The organism is Collinsella sp. CLA-AA-H167, assembly GCF_040095305.1.
Taxonomy (GTDB): Bacteria; Actinomycetota; Coriobacteriia; order Coriobacteriales; family Coriobacteriaceae; genus Collinsella.
In genome coordinates this window covers 138,430-156,445 of sequence record NZ_JBBNGA010000002.1, presented here as the reverse complement: position 1 = coordinate 156,445, position 18,016 = coordinate 138,430, and the positions used below count along the sequence as shown (strand labels likewise).

14 protein-coding genes are annotated in these 18,016 nt (G+C 61.8%); 1 reads left to right on the top strand and 13 read right to left on the bottom strand.

Going from position 1 to position 18,016, the window contains the following annotated elements; genetic code table 11:
• The 8 genes from AAAT03_RS02815 to AAAT03_RS02780 all read right to left on the bottom strand — a co-directional run bounded on the left by AAAT03_RS02815 (position 1) and on the right by AAAT03_RS02780 (position 9,230).
• A complete protein-coding gene (locus AAAT03_RS02815; RefSeq protein WP_006235731.1) occupies positions 1-1,197 on the bottom strand; it encodes an Nramp family divalent metal transporter in 1,197 nt (398 codons plus the stop codon).
• A gap of 74 nt (positions 1,198-1,271) precedes the next feature.
• Positions 1,272-3,116 carry a CBS domain-containing protein gene (locus AAAT03_RS02810; RefSeq protein ID WP_099432471.1) on the bottom strand — a complete coding sequence of 615 codons (1,845 nt, stop codon included), beginning with the start codon at positions 3,114-3,116 and terminating at the stop codon, positions 1,272-1,274.
• A gap of 328 nt (positions 3,117-3,444) precedes the next feature.
• The gene (locus tag AAAT03_RS02805) at positions 3,445-4,851 is read right to left on the bottom strand and encodes a polysaccharide deacetylase family protein (RefSeq protein WP_349102545.1); all 1,407 of its coding nucleotides are present in this window, start codon (positions 4,849-4,851) and stop codon (positions 3,445-3,447) included.
• 72 nt (positions 4,852-4,923) lie between these two features.
• Positions 4,924-5,679: a hypothetical protein gene (locus AAAT03_RS02800; protein ID WP_055252569.1), complete on the bottom strand. Its 756-nt coding sequence runs from the start codon at positions 5,677-5,679 to the stop codon at positions 4,924-4,926.
• Positions 5,679-6,068, bottom strand: a complete 390-nt coding sequence (locus AAAT03_RS02795) for a YtxH domain-containing protein (protein ID WP_099432470.1) — start codon at positions 6,066-6,068, stop codon at positions 5,679-5,681. Before AAAT03_RS02795 ends, AAAT03_RS02800 begins: the two co-directional genes overlap by 1 nt.
• Before the next feature lie 136 nt (positions 6,069-6,204).
• A complete protein-coding gene (locus tag AAAT03_RS02790; RefSeq protein ID WP_349102544.1) occupies positions 6,205-7,038 on the bottom strand; it encodes a hypothetical protein in 834 nt (277 codons plus the stop codon).
• A 24-nt stretch (positions 7,039-7,062) separates the two neighbouring features.
• Positions 7,063-8,436, bottom strand: coding sequence for a hemolysin family protein (locus tag AAAT03_RS02785; protein ID WP_117778705.1), 1,374 nt, complete (start codon positions 8,434-8,436; stop codon positions 7,063-7,065).
• A 110-nt stretch (positions 8,437-8,546) separates the two neighbouring features.
• Entirely contained in the window at positions 8,547-9,230 is a 684-nt protein-coding gene (locus tag AAAT03_RS02780) for a hemolysin III family protein (protein WP_197032173.1), read from the bottom strand.
• A 186-nt stretch (positions 9,231-9,416) separates the two neighbouring features.
• On the opposite strand from AAAT03_RS02780, the gene AAAT03_RS02775 reads away from it, so the two are divergent.
• Positions 9,417-10,382: an alpha/beta hydrolase gene (locus AAAT03_RS02775; RefSeq protein ID WP_117778704.1), complete on the top strand. Its 966-nt coding sequence runs from the start codon at positions 9,417-9,419 to the stop codon at positions 10,380-10,382.
• A gap of 131 nt (positions 10,383-10,513) precedes the next feature.
• Here the strand turns inward: AAAT03_RS02775 and AAAT03_RS02770 are convergent, their stop codons facing one another.
• The 5 genes from AAAT03_RS02770 to AAAT03_RS02750 all read right to left on the bottom strand — a co-directional run bounded on the left by AAAT03_RS02770 (position 10,514) and on the right by AAAT03_RS02750 (position 18,008).
• Positions 10,514-11,719: a DUF362 domain-containing protein gene (locus AAAT03_RS02770; RefSeq protein ID WP_117769774.1), complete on the bottom strand. Its 1,206-nt coding sequence runs from the start codon at positions 11,717-11,719 to the stop codon at positions 10,514-10,516.
• A gap of 201 nt (positions 11,720-11,920) precedes the next feature.
• On the bottom strand, positions 11,921-14,587 hold the full coding sequence (locus tag AAAT03_RS02765; protein ID WP_118270545.1) for an ABC transporter permease: 2,667 nt from the start codon (positions 14,585-14,587) through the stop codon (positions 11,921-11,923).
• An 8-nt stretch (positions 14,588-14,595) separates the two neighbouring features.
• The gene (locus tag AAAT03_RS02760) at positions 14,596-15,309 is read right to left on the bottom strand and encodes an ABC transporter ATP-binding protein (protein ID WP_349102543.1); all 714 of its coding nucleotides are present in this window, start codon (positions 15,307-15,309) and stop codon (positions 14,596-14,598) included.
• Between the two features lie 319 nt (positions 15,310-15,628).
• Positions 15,629-16,834 (bottom strand): ABC transporter permease, encoded by a 1,206-nt coding sequence (locus AAAT03_RS02755; protein ID WP_117630025.1) that lies wholly within the window; start codon positions 16,832-16,834, stop codon positions 15,629-15,631.
• Positions 16,821-18,008 (bottom strand): ABC transporter permease, encoded by a 1,188-nt coding sequence (locus tag AAAT03_RS02750; protein ID WP_118270547.1) that lies wholly within the window; start codon positions 18,006-18,008, stop codon positions 16,821-16,823. Before AAAT03_RS02750 ends, AAAT03_RS02755 begins: the two co-directional genes overlap by 14 nt.
• Positions 18,009-18,016 lie beyond the last annotated feature (8 nt).

The window sequence follows — 18,016 nt, the reverse complement described above, 5'->3', positions numbered from 1 at the left end:
TTAAGCGCTGTAGCCCATCGCCTGCAGGACAAACATGACGACCGTGAGCACCGTAATCACGCCGATAGTCGCCCACGTGAGCACGTTCCATACGCGGCCGTTGCGGTTGGCGCCCATAATGTGACGGTCGGCGGCGATAACCACCTGGAACACCAGAACCACGGGCAGTAGCACGCCATTGATGACCTGCGAGGTCATCATAATCTGGAACAGATCGACGCCGGGCATAAGCACCAGCACGGCAGAGATACCGATGATGGCCGTAATGATGCCGCGATAGACCGGGGCCTCGTCCCAGCTGCGGTCGGCACCGCGCTCCCAGCCAAATGCCTCGCAGATAGCGCTCGACGTAACGCCCGGCAGCACGCAGGCAGCCAAGAAACTCGCCGCGACCAGGCCCGAGGCAAACAGTACCGTAGACCACTGACCCGCAATAGGCTCCAGCGCGCGGGCAGCATCGGCAGCATCGCTAATCTGAATACCCGCCGGGAACAACACCGTGCCGGTCGTGATGATAATAAAGCCGGCAATAACATCGGCGGCAAGCGAGCCGCTCACGGTATCAATACGCTGCAGCACGATGTCGTCCTCGCCCGCGTTCTTATCGACCACGTTGTTCTGCGCCAAGAAAATCATCCACGGCGCGATGGTGGTACCGATCGTTGCGACCACGAGCGACACGTAGCTGGGGTCATTTTGAATGTTAGGCACGACCAGGTCGACCGCGACCTCACCCCAGTTGGGGCCAGCCATAAACGCGGCGACGATGTAGGTCACGAACACGCAGCTCACCAGCAGCAGAATCTTCTCGATGCGCTGGAAACTCCCCGACATGGTAAGCATCCACACCAGCAGCGCCACCAACGGCACCGAGATGCTCGCCGGCACGCCAAAGAGGGCAAGGCCGCTCGCAATACCCGCAAACTCCGAAATGGTCACAGCCGTGTTGGCGATCAACAGCGCCGCCATAGCAAGTACACTCTTGCGCACGCCAAAGCGCTCGCGAATGAGCGATGCCAGGCCCTTGCCCGTCACGCAGCCGCAACGCGCCGCGGTCTCCTGCGTCACGATGAGCAGCACAGTCATGACGGGAAGCATCCAGAGCATCTTGTAGCCATAGCTGGCACCCGCACTGGAATACGTTGCAATGCCGCCGGCGTCATTGCCCGAAAGCGCCGCCAGCAGACCGGGACCCATAGCGCCAAAGATGGCCGCGATGGTCAGCTTTTGCTTGGTGCCCGACTTTTGCTTGGTATTTTGCACGCGACCACCTAGCCCATGACTGACATGGCGAGCAGCACCGCGGCGATGCAATACGCCACACACGAGATCATGACGGCAATAACGTTCATGGCGGTGCCCGACGTGTTGAGGTCATGCTCGTCACGCCAGAACAGCACCATCAGGTAAATCACAGCACTCATGTTGCCAACCAGGCAAATGATGGCGGCAATGTTAAAGCAGCCGGTAAAGAGCTGCTCCTCAAACATAGAGGCATCGGGGAATGCAGCGGTGCGCACCAGCTGGGCGCACAGGTAGGTCACGAGTGACAGAATCAGGCCCATGCCCGTGCTCTGGAAGAAGAATCCCAGATACGGCTTGGGCTCGTCGTCGTGACCGTCATACTCCAGGAAGTAGTTCTTGACGAACGACACCATGCGCGAGGCCGCCAGCAGCACGAGCGGCATGGCGCACATGGGGAACACCACCAGATGCGCGGAGCCGAGCGCCGTTCCCAGCACGGTCGCCATGATGCACGACGCGATGCCCCATACAACAACCCAGTACTGGCGATGCACGAACCAGCTGAGCACGTTCGTCGAGTCGTCCGACGCGCTATCGCCCGAGCCGACACCGGCGATCTGCAGGTCCTCCTGATGCTCCTCGGCGATAACGTCCATGGCGTCGTCGAAGGTCACGATACCAAGGATATGACGGTTCTCGTCGCAGACAGGGATGGCAACCAGGTCGTACTTGGTCATCTCGTCCGTCACGTCTTCCTGGTCCTCGTCGGGCGACACATAGACCAGGTCGCGATAGGCCAACTGACCCAGCGTGGCGTCGCGGTCGGCTACGATCAGCGTGCGCAGCGAAAGCACGCCGGTCAGCATGCCACTCGGATCCTCGGTATAGACGTAATAGACGCTCTCGAAGTCCTCGTCGAGCTCGCGAATCGCCTCGATGGCGTCACCGACCGTTGCCGTAGCGGGCAGGGAGACAAACTCCGAGGTCATGATGCGGCCGGCGGTGTTGTCCTCATACCCCAGCAGGTTACGAATCGCCTTCTCCTCCTTGACGCCCATCAGGCGCAGGAGTTTCTCGGCCTTCTCGTAATCAAGCTCGTCGATCAGGTCGGCAGCGTCGTCCGGGTCCATCATGGCCAGCATCGACGATGCGTCCGTGTCGGACAGGCCCTCGAGCATCTCGGTCATAAGCTCGTCGTCATCGAACTCCGAGATAGCTTCGGCTGCCTGGGCGGTATCGAGCTGCGCAAACACCTGCGCACGTAGGCGCGGGTCGAGCTGCTCGATAATGTCGGCGATGTCGGCAGGGTGCAGCTCGCCGAGCGTCTTGTGCGACACCGAGAGTTGGATGTTTTTAGTCGAGCGGTCGAGCAGGTCCATGTAGGACCAAGCGATGATGTCCTCGCTGAGCGGCTTGCCCAGGTGCTTCATAAAGCCCTCGACGACGTGCTCGAGTGCGGGGCTGATCGCGCGCAGCAGACCGCGGGCACCGACCTCGGCACCCAACAGGCGCAGCTGGTTTTCGCCCGACATGGAAAACTTGATGTCGTTGACGCGCACGACCTTCATGCCCTGCGTGTCGACGATCTGCTTATTGAGCACGTCGCGCGCCAGCAGGAGCTCGGTCGGCTGCAGGTACGAGAAGCGAATATTGGTGGCAGACGTGTTGAGATACACGCCCGTCTCGTCGATACGGTCGACCCATTTGCGCCAGCTGATCATAAACGGCGTCTTGCCGGGGCCGCGGAACGCGAGCGACGTCACGTGCGGAAAAACTTCGCCGGTAGCAATGCCAAAATCGTTGACCACGCCGAGCTTTTCGCCGTCGACGTCCAAGACCGGCAATTTGAGCATCTCACTCAGATAATTCAATGGTGCTCCCCATCATTATTCCTCAGGACGCGGCCGCGCGTGCGGCGTCCGGGGGCTTCTGGATATGTATACGCATGCGCGGGCGGCACGCCGCTCGACGCTTACACCCCGTGCATGCGCAAAAAGCACCTGCATGGGGTCATCGACTGTATGGTCGAGGTTTGGATTTCACCTGTAACCTTTCTCTTGACCCTCATTAACCGCAGTAACTATAGCATCAGCATCGCCCTGCGGCATCGAATTTATGCGCTGCACATTGCAGGCATACCAAACGCTGACGTATCCGTGACATAGCCCTTGGGGACGTTCTTAAACGACTACCCAATGACTACTCTGTGGTGTCATCGTCCTCGGCAAGTTGGGGGAACACGGCGTCCTTGGGCATGGTGACCTTCGTCAGCGAGGTGAGCTTTTTGCTGAGCGATGTGTCCGTCTTGACCAGGTCGCTGAGCGTCACGATCTTGTATCCGTCGGCGACAAGACCGTCGATAATCTGCGGCAGCGCCTCGAGCGTCTGCTCGGCGCATTCGTCTCTATCGGTGAGCAGCACGATATTGCCCGGCGTCACCGAATCGAGCACCGTTGAGACCTGCTCGTCGGCACCGTTGAGCAGCCAGTCGCCCGAGTCAATATTCCACGAGACCACGGCGGAGACCAGGTCCATCGCATCAATCCAGTTTTGCTCGTCAAAGGCAGCGTAGGGAGCACGCAGCAGCATCGTCTTCACGCCGGTCGCCGACTTAATCGCATCGGTGCCTTTCGTGATCTGTTCGCGTACCGTCTCACGGTCCTGACCCTTGAGCGAATCGTCGCTGTAGCTGTTGGATCCGATCTCGCACCCGGCATCGACAATCGCCTTGGCCGTGGCAGGCGAGGCCTCGGCCGCATCGCCCGAAAGGAAGAACGTCGCGGTAACGCCCTTTTCCTTGAGCACCTGCAAGATCTGTTTGGTGGCGCCGCTCGGACCCTCGTCAAACGTCAGCGCCACGTACTTTTTGTTGCCCTTGGGCGCCACGCTGGCGCACGCAACGACGCAATCGGTGGCGGGCACAACCTCGCCGCGGTCCTGCGTCTTGCCCGACTGCTCACCAACCCACACCTCGGAGCGGCCCTGGACACCCCATGTCTGCACATACTCGATAGCGCCCGTGCCCTCGACCTTGAGCTTGGGCTCGATAACCGTAGCCTGAACCTCGTGCTTCTCGTAGGTGTTACGGCCATCCTTGACCGTCACCTTCTCGCCGCCCTCAAGTTCGCGGCTATCCCATTTGCCCTGTTTTATGCGCTTGCCGTCCACCTTAACCGACAGCTTTTCGCCGCCATGGCGCTTGAGCACGCTGTCATCGACGGCCAGCATGTCGCCTGCGTCGTAGGTATCGGTCAACTCCTGGTCGTCGATGAGATTCTGCAGCGTAGAGCCCACGCGCACCGCGGTCTTTTGCCCGTTAAGTTCCACGTCCACGCTGCGGTTGACGTAGCCCACGACGGCAGCGATAAACAGCACGAGCGCACAGCCCACGGCAATGAGCGCATAGGGCAGACGGGACGGTCGGCGCGGCGAGCGCCCGTTGCCGATGCGCGCGCTGCGATCGCTAAAGCCGCGGCTATGGTTGAGGTACATCGCGCCGGGCTTACGGTGACGCTTGCGCTGACCGCTGGGCAGCTGCCCCAGGTCGCGGCGTGCCGTCGGACGCGCACCCGAGCGCCCGTTTAAGTTGGATCCGTTTTGGCGCATGTGCCCTCCCCCATAAACACAGCAAGCCGGAGCAACAGGTCTCCGGCTCGCCTCCCATCATTTGGTACGTCGCTATTTTGTAGCTTTTGACGAGCCTCCGCTCGCCTTTTGGTATTCGTCCTTAAAGGCCTTGAACATGCCGCGCGTCTTGCCGAGCTGCTTGCCCAGTGCGCGACTGCCCTTGTCCACGGCAACCGACCCCTTGTCGTCGAGCACCTTGGCGCCCTTTTTGACCTTATCGCCCACCACGACGCTGGCCTCGGCGGCCTTGGCAGCCGCACCGCCCGAATACCCGAGCGACTTGACCTCGTCCGAGACGACCATCGCGCCGTTCTCGTAGCCGCGCAGCATCGTCGGCGGCACCTGCGTGTCACCAACCAAAACACTCGAAGCAGCACCGGCGGTCACATAGAATGCCTGCACGATGCCCGAGCGCGGCTTGAACTCAACGTCCGAGCAATAGCCCACGACGTCGCCCGATTCCGTGCGCACGTCCATACCGACCCAGATGATGCAATCGTCCAGGTTGATGTCGAGGCGCTTGGCGGCGGCGGCATCGTACGTGTCCTTGACGTCATCGACCGCAATGGCGCCCTCGTAGACACCAATGGCGTCGAGCGCTACGAATCGATCGGGACGCTCGATCATGCCCGCGATATCGGACTGGCGGACCATAAAGCCGACCACGCGCGTACCGCCCGGGGTAAAGACCGGAAAGTGAATCTTTCCGAGCTTTTTAGGGCTGCGCGGCGTGCCGTCCTTTTTGGTGCGCTTGTCCTCGGTAGGCTTGCGATAGATCTTGGCGCCGACAAAATCCCCGGCGCGCATTATGCCTCGGTCGAGGGCTCCGCGGCCTCGGTATCAGCCTCGACGGCGTTCTCGACCACGACGTCGGCGGCAGGCGTCACGTTGCCGCCCGAAATGGCGTCGTTGAGCTGCTCGCGCAGCTGGTCCATGCGCTCGCGGGCCAGGTCGACCTTGGCGCGCAGGTCGTCGGTCTTGGCGTCGACCATCGGGCCAAAGTCATTCACCGCGGCACGGGCCTCCTCGGCGCTGTGCTCGTAGGTGTCGCGCATATTGTCCCAGGCGTCGTTGGCGATATCGGCAGCCATGGCGCGGGTTTCGGCGCCCGAGCGCGGGGCCAGAGCAACGCCGATAATAGCGCCGGCAGCGGCACCAAAAAGTGCGCCGGAGACAAAGCTGAAAGTCTTACCCATGATCATTCCTCTCCTGCGGGCACGTCGGTGCCCACCGTTTGAATGCTGTCCATTATACCCGCAGCGCATCACTTGCCGCTCCGCTCATCTGCGTACGGCAAAGGCGCAGGTACGTGATGGTGATAAACGCGTAGGCCTACTCCTGAGGCATAGCCGGCATGGCCACCGTGGCACCCGGGTCCTCGCCGGCGCCGTCCACGAGCGGCAGGCCGCCCTCATGCGCAGGTCCTGCCGGAACCGTCGCCGCACCGCCAAAGACGGCAGCGGAGGCCTCGTGGTTCTCGGCAACCGCGCCCTCGGTATCAATCGCCACCCGGGGCTCGTCGTCAAAGTTGGGGACGCCCTGGGGCTCAGTGGGAACGGGCTCGGCGGTCGCATCGGCAACGGGCTCGGCGTCGACCGGCACATCGCCCTCGTCAGCGCCCTCGTCCTCGGCAGCATCTTCGCCGTTCGCAGCGGCGACGGCCTCGTGAGGATCCTTGCCCTCGGCCTCGGCGCGCATGCCCAGCACCAGGTTGCGCAGGCCCGCGACCGTGCCTTCCACGTCGGGGGCAGGCTGGTCGGCGTGCAGGTACGCCCAGTCCATCATAAAGGTGGCCGACGACAGCGCACCGATGGCCAGTGCGTCGTCGGGGCACGAAAGCTCGACCTCAAAGACACGCTCGTCATGCTCGCTTACGCGCGTGCGGCCGCACGAGATGCTACCGGCAAGACCGGTCTCGTTCATGAGCTCGACCGTCACGTGCTCCAGCAGGTGGCAGAGCTCGGTCTGACCCATGCAGTCCTGGAACTCGCGGCCGGAATCGCCCAGGCACAGGTGCTTGGCAATCGCCGGCACCAGGTAGTACACGCGCGCCGTGGCCTCGATATCCTCCGAGGTCATGAGCGGCATGCCGGGGTTCACCAGCACGTGCGCGCAGATCTTGTCCTCGCTGACGGTGACCTTAAGGATGTTGAACAGGCCTGCCATAACTCTCCCCTACTCTTCCTTGTCCTACTCGTCGCCGTCGTGCGGATTCGCGGAACCCGCACCCGACGTCGTCGGCTCGTCTACCGAAGACTCGGAATCCTTCTTATCGGTTTCGGCCGGAGCGATCACGCGAATGAGCGAGATGCGCTGGCCACGCATCGACTGCACTTTAAACTTGTACCCCGCGACCTCAAACACCTCTCCGATGTCGGGCACCGAGTCGCAAAGCTCCAAAATCCAGCCGGCGATGGTCTCATAATCATCGCTTTCCTCAAGCGGCCAACCAAGCTCAATCGCGTCATCGCACGAAAAACGCCCATCAACGAGCCACTCGCGGCGCGAAAGGCGCGTGAGGTACTTGTTGTCGGGGTCGAACTCGTCCTCGATCTCGCCCACGATCTCCTCGACGATGTCCTCGATGGTGATGATGCCGGCCGTGCCGCCGTACTCATCCACGACGACCACGATCTGGTCGTGCGAGGTCTGCATCTCGGACAGCAGCGGCAGGATGTCCTTGGTGTCGGGCACAAAGGTGGCGTCGCGCAAAAAGCCGGCGATGGGCTGGTCGCCCTTGCCGTCGAGCGCGGGCTGGATCAGGTCCTTGATGTGCGCGATGCCCGCGACGTTGTCGGGGTCCTCGTGATAGACGGGGATGCGGCTGAAGCCGGTCTGGCGCATGGTGGATAGCACGCTGGCGACCGTCTCGTCGTCCTCGCACATGGTGGTGTCCACGCGCGGCACCATGACCTCGCGGGCAACGGTGTCGCCCAGGTCAAAGATCTCGTGGATCATGCGCTTTTCCTCGTCGAGCAGGTCGTCCTGCTCCGAGACCATGTACTTGATCTCTTCTTCCGAGACGTTCTGACGGTCGTCGGCACTCTTGATACGCAAGATGCGGGCCAGGCCATCGGAGCAAGCGCCAGTCAGCCACACGAGCGGACGGGCGATCTTCTGGAACACGGAAAGCGGGCCCACGACCTGCTTGGACACGCCCTCGGCATTGGCCAGGCCGATGCGCTTGGGGACGAGCTCGCCGATCACGATGGACACGAAGGCGACCGCGACGGTGATGATGACCGGCGCCAGGCCGCGCGCGATGGCGGAGAGCGGCGCGATGCCAAAGCTCATGAGCCACGTGGCAAGCGGGTCGGACAGACTCGTCGAGGCGACGGCGGACGAGGCGAAGCCCACGAGCGTGATGGCGACCTGGATGGTGGCGAGCAGCTGGTCGGAGTCGGCGGCCAGCTTAATGGCACGCTCGGCGCGCTTGTCGCCTTCCTCGGCCTCATGCTCCAGCACGGCGCGCTTGGCCGTGGTGAGCGCCATCTCGGACATAGAGAAGTAGCCGTTGATGAGGGTCAAAACGAGGGTAGTGATAAGGGAGATGGTTATGTCCATCGGGAGTTTCTCGAACCTCCAAGATTCGGGACGTCAGGTCAAAACGTTGATGACGGATACGGCAATTGCACCGGCGCCCAAACGAGGACGCGGGCGCGCAGGCGCGGTCGCTAGATTACGAAGAGAATCACCGCCATGAACTGGAAGATGCTGCCGGCGAGCACCCACAGGTGAAACACACTATGCAGATAGCGCACGTTTTTGGCGATGTAGAACGGCACGCCCACGGTATAGCACACGCCGCCGACAGCGAGCAGGGCAAGTGCCACGGGGTTGAGCAGCGACACGAGCTCGGGCAGCTTAAAGACAACGAGCCAGCCCATCAGCAGGTAGACCAGGCCGCTTACCCAGTGCGGCTGGCGCTCGCGCATAAAGCACTCGAGGGCGATGCCGATAATGGCGATGGCCCATACGGCGAAGAACAGCGCAGCGCCGCCGTCGTTTGCGAGCGTGATGAGGCAAAACGGCGTATAGCTGCCGGCTATGAGCAGGTAGATGCAGCTGTGGTCGATGATGCGAAACACGCGCTTGGCGCGCGCGGGTTGAATCGCATGGTAGAGCGTGGAGGCTAGGTATTCGAGGATGATGCTGACGCCATAGACAATTGCCGCGGCCATGTGGGCCGGGCCACCGCCGCGCAGTGCAGCGAATACGATCAGGAGCACCAGACCCGCAATACCCAGCAAGCAGCCGACACCATGGGTGACGGAGTTCATAATCTCCTCGCCCACCGTGTAGTGCGGAACGGCCGCGGCCTTGGGTCGCGGCTTGGAACTGTCGCTCGAATCGGACATGCCGGTTACATCCTCCAACGTAAAGAGTTCTCAACACTATATCAAAGCGTCTGGGTGCGTGCGAAATTTGCACCATACGTGACCCTTTGTTTACCCATTCTTTGCCTGTTGACGCATCAACGGTGAACGTCCATAATGCGCTTGCATTAAATGTTGATGTATTAACATCTTATAGGAAAGCTTCTTATGTCTCAAAACGCACGTTCCCATCGAAAGCTCAAGATAGCCGGCGTCGTTGCGCTGGTGGTTGTCATTGCGCTGCTCGGATTTGCCGGCAACTTTCTGTTTGACTTCGCGCTGAATCCCCGCGCGCCATACACCATGAAGATGATGCAGGACGGCAAGGACGGCAAAGAAAGTGAGCAGCCGGATGCCGAGGGAACCGAGGCGCGGGCGTGGTTTAAAGAGAATCGCGAGAGCAGCGGCCTCACCGCAGATGACGGGACCGAGCTTGCCGCCTGGTATTTTGCTGCGTCGGAGAGCACGCACGACTACGCCGTCTGCCTGCATGGATATACCAACGAGCCCATCGGTATGGCCCGATACGTCAAGCGATTCCACGACCGCGGCATGAACGTACTCGCACCCGCCGCCCGCGCCCACGAGCGTTCCGGCGGTGACTACATCGGCATGGGCTGGCCCGAGCGACTCGATGTCGTCGCGTGGATCGGGCGGATTGTTGCGGCCGATCCCAAGGCGCGCATCCTGGTCTTTGGCGAGTCGATGGGCGCGGCGACTGCCATGAACGTAGCGGGGGAATCTCTGCCCGCAAATGTGAAATGCATTATCGAGGACTGCGGCTATACAAGCGTTTGGGACGAGTTTTCCCTGCAGCTCAAGGATGTATTTGGCCTGCCCAGTTTTCCCTTGCTCGATGTAGCAAACTTGGTGTGCAACGTGCGCGCGGGCTACGACTTTCATAAGGCGAGCAGTGTGGAGCAACTCAAACACGCGACGGTTCCCATGTTGTTCATCCACGGCGACCAGGACACCTTTGTGCCGTACGACATGCTCGACCAAAACTACGACGTGTGCGCCAGCAAGGTCAAGCAAAAGCTCACCATCCATGGCGCCACCCACGCCAAGAGCGCGCAAGTTGACCCCGAGCTCTACTGGAATACGGTCGACGAGTTCCTCGACAAGAATTTTTAAGCAAATAGTACGGTTTACTGGTCTATCTGGCCCCTAGCACTTCCAAAAAGCCGCCCGTGGGCGCTGTGCTCACGGGCGGTTTTTACTAACGTTGCGCTACAAAAGCGCTTGATATGTCCAATAGCTAGGCGCTATTTGACCTCGATGAGCTCGTACTCGCTCGTGCCCAGGCCAATCTTCTCGGCATGCGCGATGCACGCGCGCCAGTCGGTGTCGGGATGCGTGATGCAGAAGGGATCCTTGGCCTGCTCGCCCTCCAGATGCTCGTGATTATGCTCCATCTTGGCCGCGCTGTCGGTAAGCTCGGTGTTAGGCAGCGGCTCGGACGCCAGGACGGCGTCGGCGCAGGCCTGGTCGATGGCGACCGGGTCGAAGCTCGCGAACATGCCGATGTCGTTGACGATGGGCGTGTCATTCTCGGGATGGCAGTCGCAGTTGGGGCTGATGTCCATGGCGAGCGAGATGTGGAAGCTCGGGCGGCCGTCGACGATGGCCTTGGTGTACTCAGCGATCTTGTAGTTGAGTACGTCGGCCGCGGCATCATAGTCGGGCTTGATGCAGTCCTGGTTGCACGCCGCAATGCAGCGTCCGCAGCCCACGCAGCGATCGTGGTCGATGGCAGCCACATGAACCGTGCGAGTGCTGCCGTTGGCAAGCTCGCGCTCACGCGTACCGTCAAACGTGATGGCGCTGTGCGCGCATATCTTCTCGCAGGCACGGCAGCCAACGCAGTTGGTGGTATCGACGCTCGGCTTGCCAGCGGCGTGCTGCTCCATCTTGCCGGCACGGCTACCGCCGCCCATACCCAGGTTCTTCATGGCGCCGCCAAAGCCGGCCTGCTCATGGCCCTTAAAGTGGGTGAGGCTAATCACGATGTCGGCGTCCATGAGTGCCTGGCCGATCTTTGCCTCGCGCACGTACTCGCCGCCCTCGACCGGAACGAGCGCCTCGTCGGTGCCCTTGAGGCCGTCGGCGATGATGATCTGGCAACCCGTGGCATACGGGGTAAAGCCGTTCTGGTAGGCGGTGTCGATGTGCTCGAGCGCGTTTTTGCGGCTGCCCACATAGAGCGTGTTGCAGTCGGTGAGGAAGGGTTTGCCGCCCAGCTCCTTCACGACGTCTGCGACGGCGCGGGCGTAGTTTGGGCGCAGAAAGCTCAGGTTACCCAGCTCGCCAAAGTGAATCTTGATAGCGACGAACTTGTTCTCGAAGTCGATCTGCTCAATGCCGGCGCGGCGAATGAGGCGTTTGAGTTTGTCGAGCTGGCTCTCGCGAGCATGCGTGCGCAGGTTGGTGAAGTACACCTTTGCCGGTGCTGCGGGTGCGGTTGCGGTCATAGATCTATCCCCTCGGTCTATATGGCGTTACAGACATAGAGGATGGTACCCGTTGAAGTGGGGTTGAAGTCAAGCGCAACGCCGAGTCGCTAGGCACTCATTGGGGACAGACTTAAATGAGTGCTTGCCGCCCGGCCAGCGAGCCGGCGATCCGGCAAAGACTGTCCCCAACGACTAGTCGTTTAAGAACGTCCCCAATGACTACTCCTGCACCTTGAGGGCTTCGGCCAGGCTGACGCGCTTGATAGAGCGCGTGTGCAGCAGCGCCACGACCAGGTAGGTCGCAAAGCCGATGCCGATGCATGCAGCCATGGACCAAGCGGGCACGTAGATCTCGATATTGCCGTTGTAGGCGAGCAGCATCGAGCGGAAGATGGCCGTGAGCGAGCCAATAATGACCGGCAGGCTCAGCACGAGCGACGCCGCCACGCACAGCGTGATCGAGCGGATGTACAGATGCGAGATCTCGCTATCGCGATAGCCAAAGACTTTCATGTAGCTGATCGAACGGGCGCTGTGGTCGATCACCGCCTTGGTCAGCAGGTACATAAACAGCAGGAAGATAAACACCGCGAGCCCGACCATCATGCCGATCATTTTGCTCATCATGCCGATGAACTGGTCACCCACGGCGCGCATGTCGTCGGGCGTGGTGTCACCGGCAAAGTAACGAGCATCGAGGTCGAGCTTCTCGTCGCTCACATAGCCGTTAAAGTAGGCGGCGTCGTTGCCGAACAGCTCGTTAAAGTCATCGATGCTCGTATAGATATTCATGTCCGACTTTGAACCCCAGATGCAGTCCTTACCCGCGTACTCAAGAGAATAATCCCGAGCCTCGTACTTGTCGCGAAGCTCGACCTTCTGGCCCTCGCTCCAGCCAAACTTATCGAGCAGACCGCCGCCAAAGACGACGCGCCCGTCGCCGACGTTGAGGTCTTTCCAATAGCGCGAATGAGATGAAATGCCGTAGACAGAGATGGCCTCTGTGCCGTTTCCCTCGCCGCGGTCGTATTGCAGCTGGTAAACGGCATATTTCTCGGCCTGCGCGATTGCGCCCGCGCCGTTGTCGGTCGTGTTGATCGGGTGAATGTCGTCGTTGTCGGTGTCGATCTTAGAGGCCTTGTCGATCAGGTCGATGGCCTCATCGCGGTCGCAGCCGAGGGCATCGGCAAGGTCATCGAGGCGCGCATAAAGCGCATCTTTCTTGTCCTGGACCTTGGCGAGCGCGTCCTGCGCCGCGGCCAGGCTCTCGGCAGACGGAGATGCGGTCGCGGCATCGGCTGCCGTCTGCGCCGCATCGGCCGCGTCGTCAAGCTCGTCATCGGCATCCTGGGCGGCGGAGAGCAGCGCGCCGTCAATCGACTGCAAGCGCTCGAGCGCCGCCCACTGCCCGCGCTCCTCGGCAGTACCCTCAAGCTCTAGCGGAGCCTTGAGCGTGTACTGGTGCTCGGCGACCAGGCTTGTCTCCAGGTTGTCCGCATAGTGCGTCATCGTGGGCAGGATCGCCAGGCCAAAGAGCAGCAGCAGCGAGGCAAACGCAATGCCCACGAAGAGCGTGGCGAAGTTGCCCAGGTTGCGCAGGAAGATGCGCAGGCGAAAGCGCGAGACAAAGCCCATGCGCTCCGGCAGCTGCAGGCCGCGCTTGGTGCCCGATTTGCCGCTCGCCTCGTGACGAAGGAACTGCAACGGCGTCTTGCCCATCTTGCGAAGCAGGCCCACCAGCGTGATGAGGATGAGCGCGGCAGCGGGAACCACGGCGCACTTCACAAAAATCTCCCAGCTCCAGTACACCTGGAAGGGAGGCAGGCTGTACGAACCGTAATAGAGGCCGCGCATGGGCTCGGTAAAGAACGCGACGCCGAGCGCGGTGCCCAAAAGCGCCGCGACCACGCCCACGATGGCGGGAAGTGCCAGGTAGTGCAGCACGATCTCGCGGCGGCGATAGCCGCTGGCGAGCAGCGTGCCAATGATGGCGCTCTCCTCCTCGATGGTGGCGTCGGTAAGGACCACAAAGACGAACGCCATGATCACGATGATAATGTTGAGCAGCGTCATCCACATCATGGAGTCGCCGTCTACGTCGTCGCGCGCGTAGCCAATACCCTGGTTGGAATCGGCGTCGATCAGATCGTCCACGCGCGCATCGGCATCGGTCAGCGCCTCGACCATATCCTGCTCCGCATCGATGCGATCCGCGGTGGGGAGGTCGCGATCGGTAAAAGCAAAGGAGTAGGTGTAGGCAGGTGCACCACCGGCATCCTCGAGCGCGGCAAAGCCGGCGTCGGTGACCTCGGCCACACCATAGGTGATGGTGTTCACCGTAAAGTCCGAATTGTTGAGGAACAGCGCCTGGCTATCGGGCTGGGTCATGATGCCGCAGATGGTGTAGGTGCGGCCCTCAAGCTCAACCTTATCGCCCACGACAAGGTCGTTGTTGGTGGCAAAAACTCGGTCGATAGCCACCTCATCGTCCGTCTTGGGCTGCTTGCCTTCGCAGTAGGACGCGATATCGACCTTGGTGCGGTGCGCATAGGTGCGCAACGTGCGCTTGGTGCCGTCGTCGCCGGCGGTCTTTTTGATGATGGCGTCGATGGAGAAATTCTTGTAGAGCGTGACGCCGCCGACGTCGTCGGCTGCATCCTCGGCTGCCTTGAGCTGGTCGTCGGTAGCCTCGAAGGAGGTGGTCACGCGGCCGTCCTCAATCGTGTACGCATCGCGCATGTCGTCGATAAGGCAACCGATGGAATGCGCCGCGAGCAAAAAGCCCGAGGTGAGAGCGATGCTCCCGCACATAAGCAAAAAGATGCCCAGGTACTTGCCGATATTGCGGCGCAGCTCGCGCGGGAGTCGCTTTGCGAGAGGTGTCATGGCATCGCCTACCAATCGAGCTCGGCGGCCGCAACGGGCGACTCGTTGAGCCCATCCTCGACGATGCGGCCGTCGCGCAGGCGCAGCACGCGGTTGGCCATGCGGGCGATGGCGGCGTTGTGGGTGACGATGATGATGGTGCAGCCGTAGGTGCGGTTAACATCCTCCATGAGCCGCAAGATTTCCTTGGATGTCTTGTAGTCAAGCGCGCCGGTGGGCTCGTCGCACAGCAGCAGGCCCGGGTTTTTGACGAGTGCGCGGCCGATGGCGCAACGCTGCTGTTGGCCGCCCGAGACCTGGCGCGGGAACTTGTTGCGGTGCTCGTAGAGGCCCAGCGAACGCAGCAGGTCGTCGACATTGAGCGGGTTTTTGGACAGGTGCGCCGTGACCTCGATGTTCTCCTTGATGGTGAGATCGGGCACCAGGTTGTAGAACTGGAAGACAAAACCCAGCTCACGGCGGCGATACTCGCCCAGATCGGTAGGTTTGAGCACCGTGAGGGCGCAGCCGTCCACCATGATGGAGCCACCGTCGGCATCCTCCAGGCCGCCGATCAGGTTGAGAAAGGTCGACTTGCCCGAGCCCGAGGGCCCCAGCATGACGCAGATCTCGCCGCGGTTGATGGACGTGTCGATGCCATCGAGTACCGTCAGGCGCGCATCACCGTCGCCGTAGTGTTTCCTGAGCCCGCTGACCTGGACATAGGCTTGCTTTGTCGACATGCTATCCCCCGTTGTTAGCCTTCTGCTACTTTTCTAGGGTAATAGTAAACCCAGGCGAACTATTTTTAAGCGACAGGCGCGATTTTTTCCAAACCAGTCATTGGGTACTCATTGGGGACAGACTTAAATGACTGAAACCACTCATTTAAGTCTGTCCCCAATGAATGCCGGGACTGTCCCCAAGTGCCGGCAGGAAAGGAACGTCCCCAAGTGCCGACATATTGGGACAGTCCTTGCCGGCACGACCGGCGGGCCGGCGAATCGACAAAGACTGTCTCCGATGACTAGCCGTTTAAGAACGTCCCCGATGACCAGGTAGCTAGGCGTGGGATTTGGCGCGGGTGAGGGCCAGGCCTACGGCGGCGATGGCGGCGGCGAAGAGCACCGTGACGCCCAGGTCGCAGGCGATGTCGCCCAACACGGTGGCCGTTAGATCCGAGGCAAGCGCCTTGCCGATCGCGTCGTTCACCCAAAACGTCGGCACAAAGTGCGCCACCGTCTGCACGGCCGAGCCCATGAGCGACAGCGGCATCCAGGCGCCGCCCAAAAACGTCATGAGCATGCCGAGTAAGTTGCCCACGCCGTTGATCAGCTCCTCGCGCGCGCCCAAGCTCGACAGGGTAAAGCCAACGGCCAGCGGCGTGCACGCCAGGGCAAGCGTCGCCGCCAGCGCCAGGCACACGCGACCCACACCGACCTCGGCGACCGCGCCGGCAAAGCCCACGACACCCACCATGCTCGACACGAACCAGATGCAGACGGTAAGCACCGCGGCAGCCGCGAACACAGCAAGCGAACGCTGGCGCTCGGAGACCGGGCCGGCCTCCATGCGGCGCACGCGCTCGGGCTCGTTCATACCCGAAAACACCAGTCCCACCGAAACGATGACCGATGAGATGATCGCGTACGCGCCAAAGTTGAAGTACGACTCGAGCGTGGCTGCGGCAGTCGAGTCAACCTTGACCTGCTCGATCTGGACCTCCGCGCGCTTTGCGGCGGCGTGCTCGGCGGTCTTGGCGACACTGGCCCCGGAGGCAGCAGGCTCAAGCACCGCCGCAGCGCCCGCGAGCGAGATCCACCGCGAAACCTCGGCAGACGAAAGCGCCGCCGCCATGGTGCCGGAACCGTAGGTCACATCGAGCTTGGGCAAGTCCTCCCCCGCACGGGCGGCCGCAACAAGATCGTCCTCAAACCCCTCCGGGATAAAGAACACGCAGTCGGCGCTGCCCTTGGCGCTGTTGCTCTTGGAGAGCGCGTCCGCAAGGTCGTACGTGTCGTCGCCGACGCCCGTGACCAGGTCAAAGCGCGAACCCAGGTGCCTGGTAAGCGCACGCGAAAGATCGCTGCCGTCGCGGTCGACCACAATCACGTTGGCGTCGTAGGGCTTGTACTCGGTCAGCTGCGACGAGTTCCAGCTGACCGAGGCCGCAATGAACACGCCCATGAGTGAAATGAACACCGTGTAGATGAGCAGGTAGAACGGGTGCGCGAGCGCCATGCGAAGCGCGGTCTTAAAGGTGCTCATAGCGGCTCCTTCCAAAGATCAGCGTAGCGGCGGCGACAAACACCAGGGCCATGAGGACAAGCGCACCGGCGCGAACGACAAAGGGACCCAGATCCTCAAAGAAATACAGGCGGTTGAACATATCGCAGATGAGCTTGACGGGGTTGAGCCAGCACTCGGCCGGACAGGCGCGGGCAACATCGTCGGCAAGCGCCATCGCCGGCTCGCCGTAGAGTCCGGCGAACAGGGCGCACGTGGTGGCAAAGCCCGTGAGGATGCCCGATTTGGACGCCTTGCCGCCCTTAACGGGAAGCGTCCCCACAAAAAGCCCCAGGCCCGTGGCAGCAAGCGCGGATGCGGCGCCGCCCGCCAGGCACAGCCCCTCGCGCCCGCCAAAGTCGATGCCGACCACCAGGCGCACGTAGCCGATCGCGATCGCCATCGAGGCAAATGAGACCAGCCACGAGCCGACAAAAATGCCGGCCAGCGACGCCGTCTTGGAGACGCCGCCCACGCAGCGGCGCGCGCCGAGGCCGGACAGATTGGGCTGCAGATCGACGACGGCCAGGGCCGCAAACTCGGAAGACATCATCGCGACCAGGCCAAAGAGCGCGTAATAGTAGATGGTCGTACCGTCGGGCGTGGTGCGCGTAAGGCTCACGCGGCGAGTGCCGCCCTTAAGCGACAGGGCGCGCGCAACCGCCTCCGGGTCGGCGAGCGCCGCCGGGTTGTCCTGGGCAATCTGGCGCATGAGCTCGGCATTTTGCGTATACGAGCTCGCCACCGTCTCCAGGATGCTGCGGTCGGTGAGCACCGTACTGGCGCGCGAGCTATCGTAGCTCGAAAGCAACGTAAGCTTGGGCGCGCCCGCGTCGTCGACCGTGTAGACGCCCGCAACCTCGCCGGACTTGAGCGCATGGTTCGCCTCGGCCGCGTCGTCGCACTCGTGGATCTTAAGCAGCTGGTCGTCGCCCTCCTTGGCAAGCGACGTCGCCACGTCCTTAAAGGTCGAAGCGTCCCAGGCCTCGTCGGCGACAACGGCTACCGGCACCGGATCGACCTTGCCGTCGGAGCTGAGGTTCGCAAACATAAACATGAACATCGTGGAAAGCGCAATGGGAAAGAGCGCGCCCCAGACCCATGTGCTCGGCCGGCGCAGCAGCGTCTTGACCGTGATAATGATGGTGTTGATCATGGCTGCCC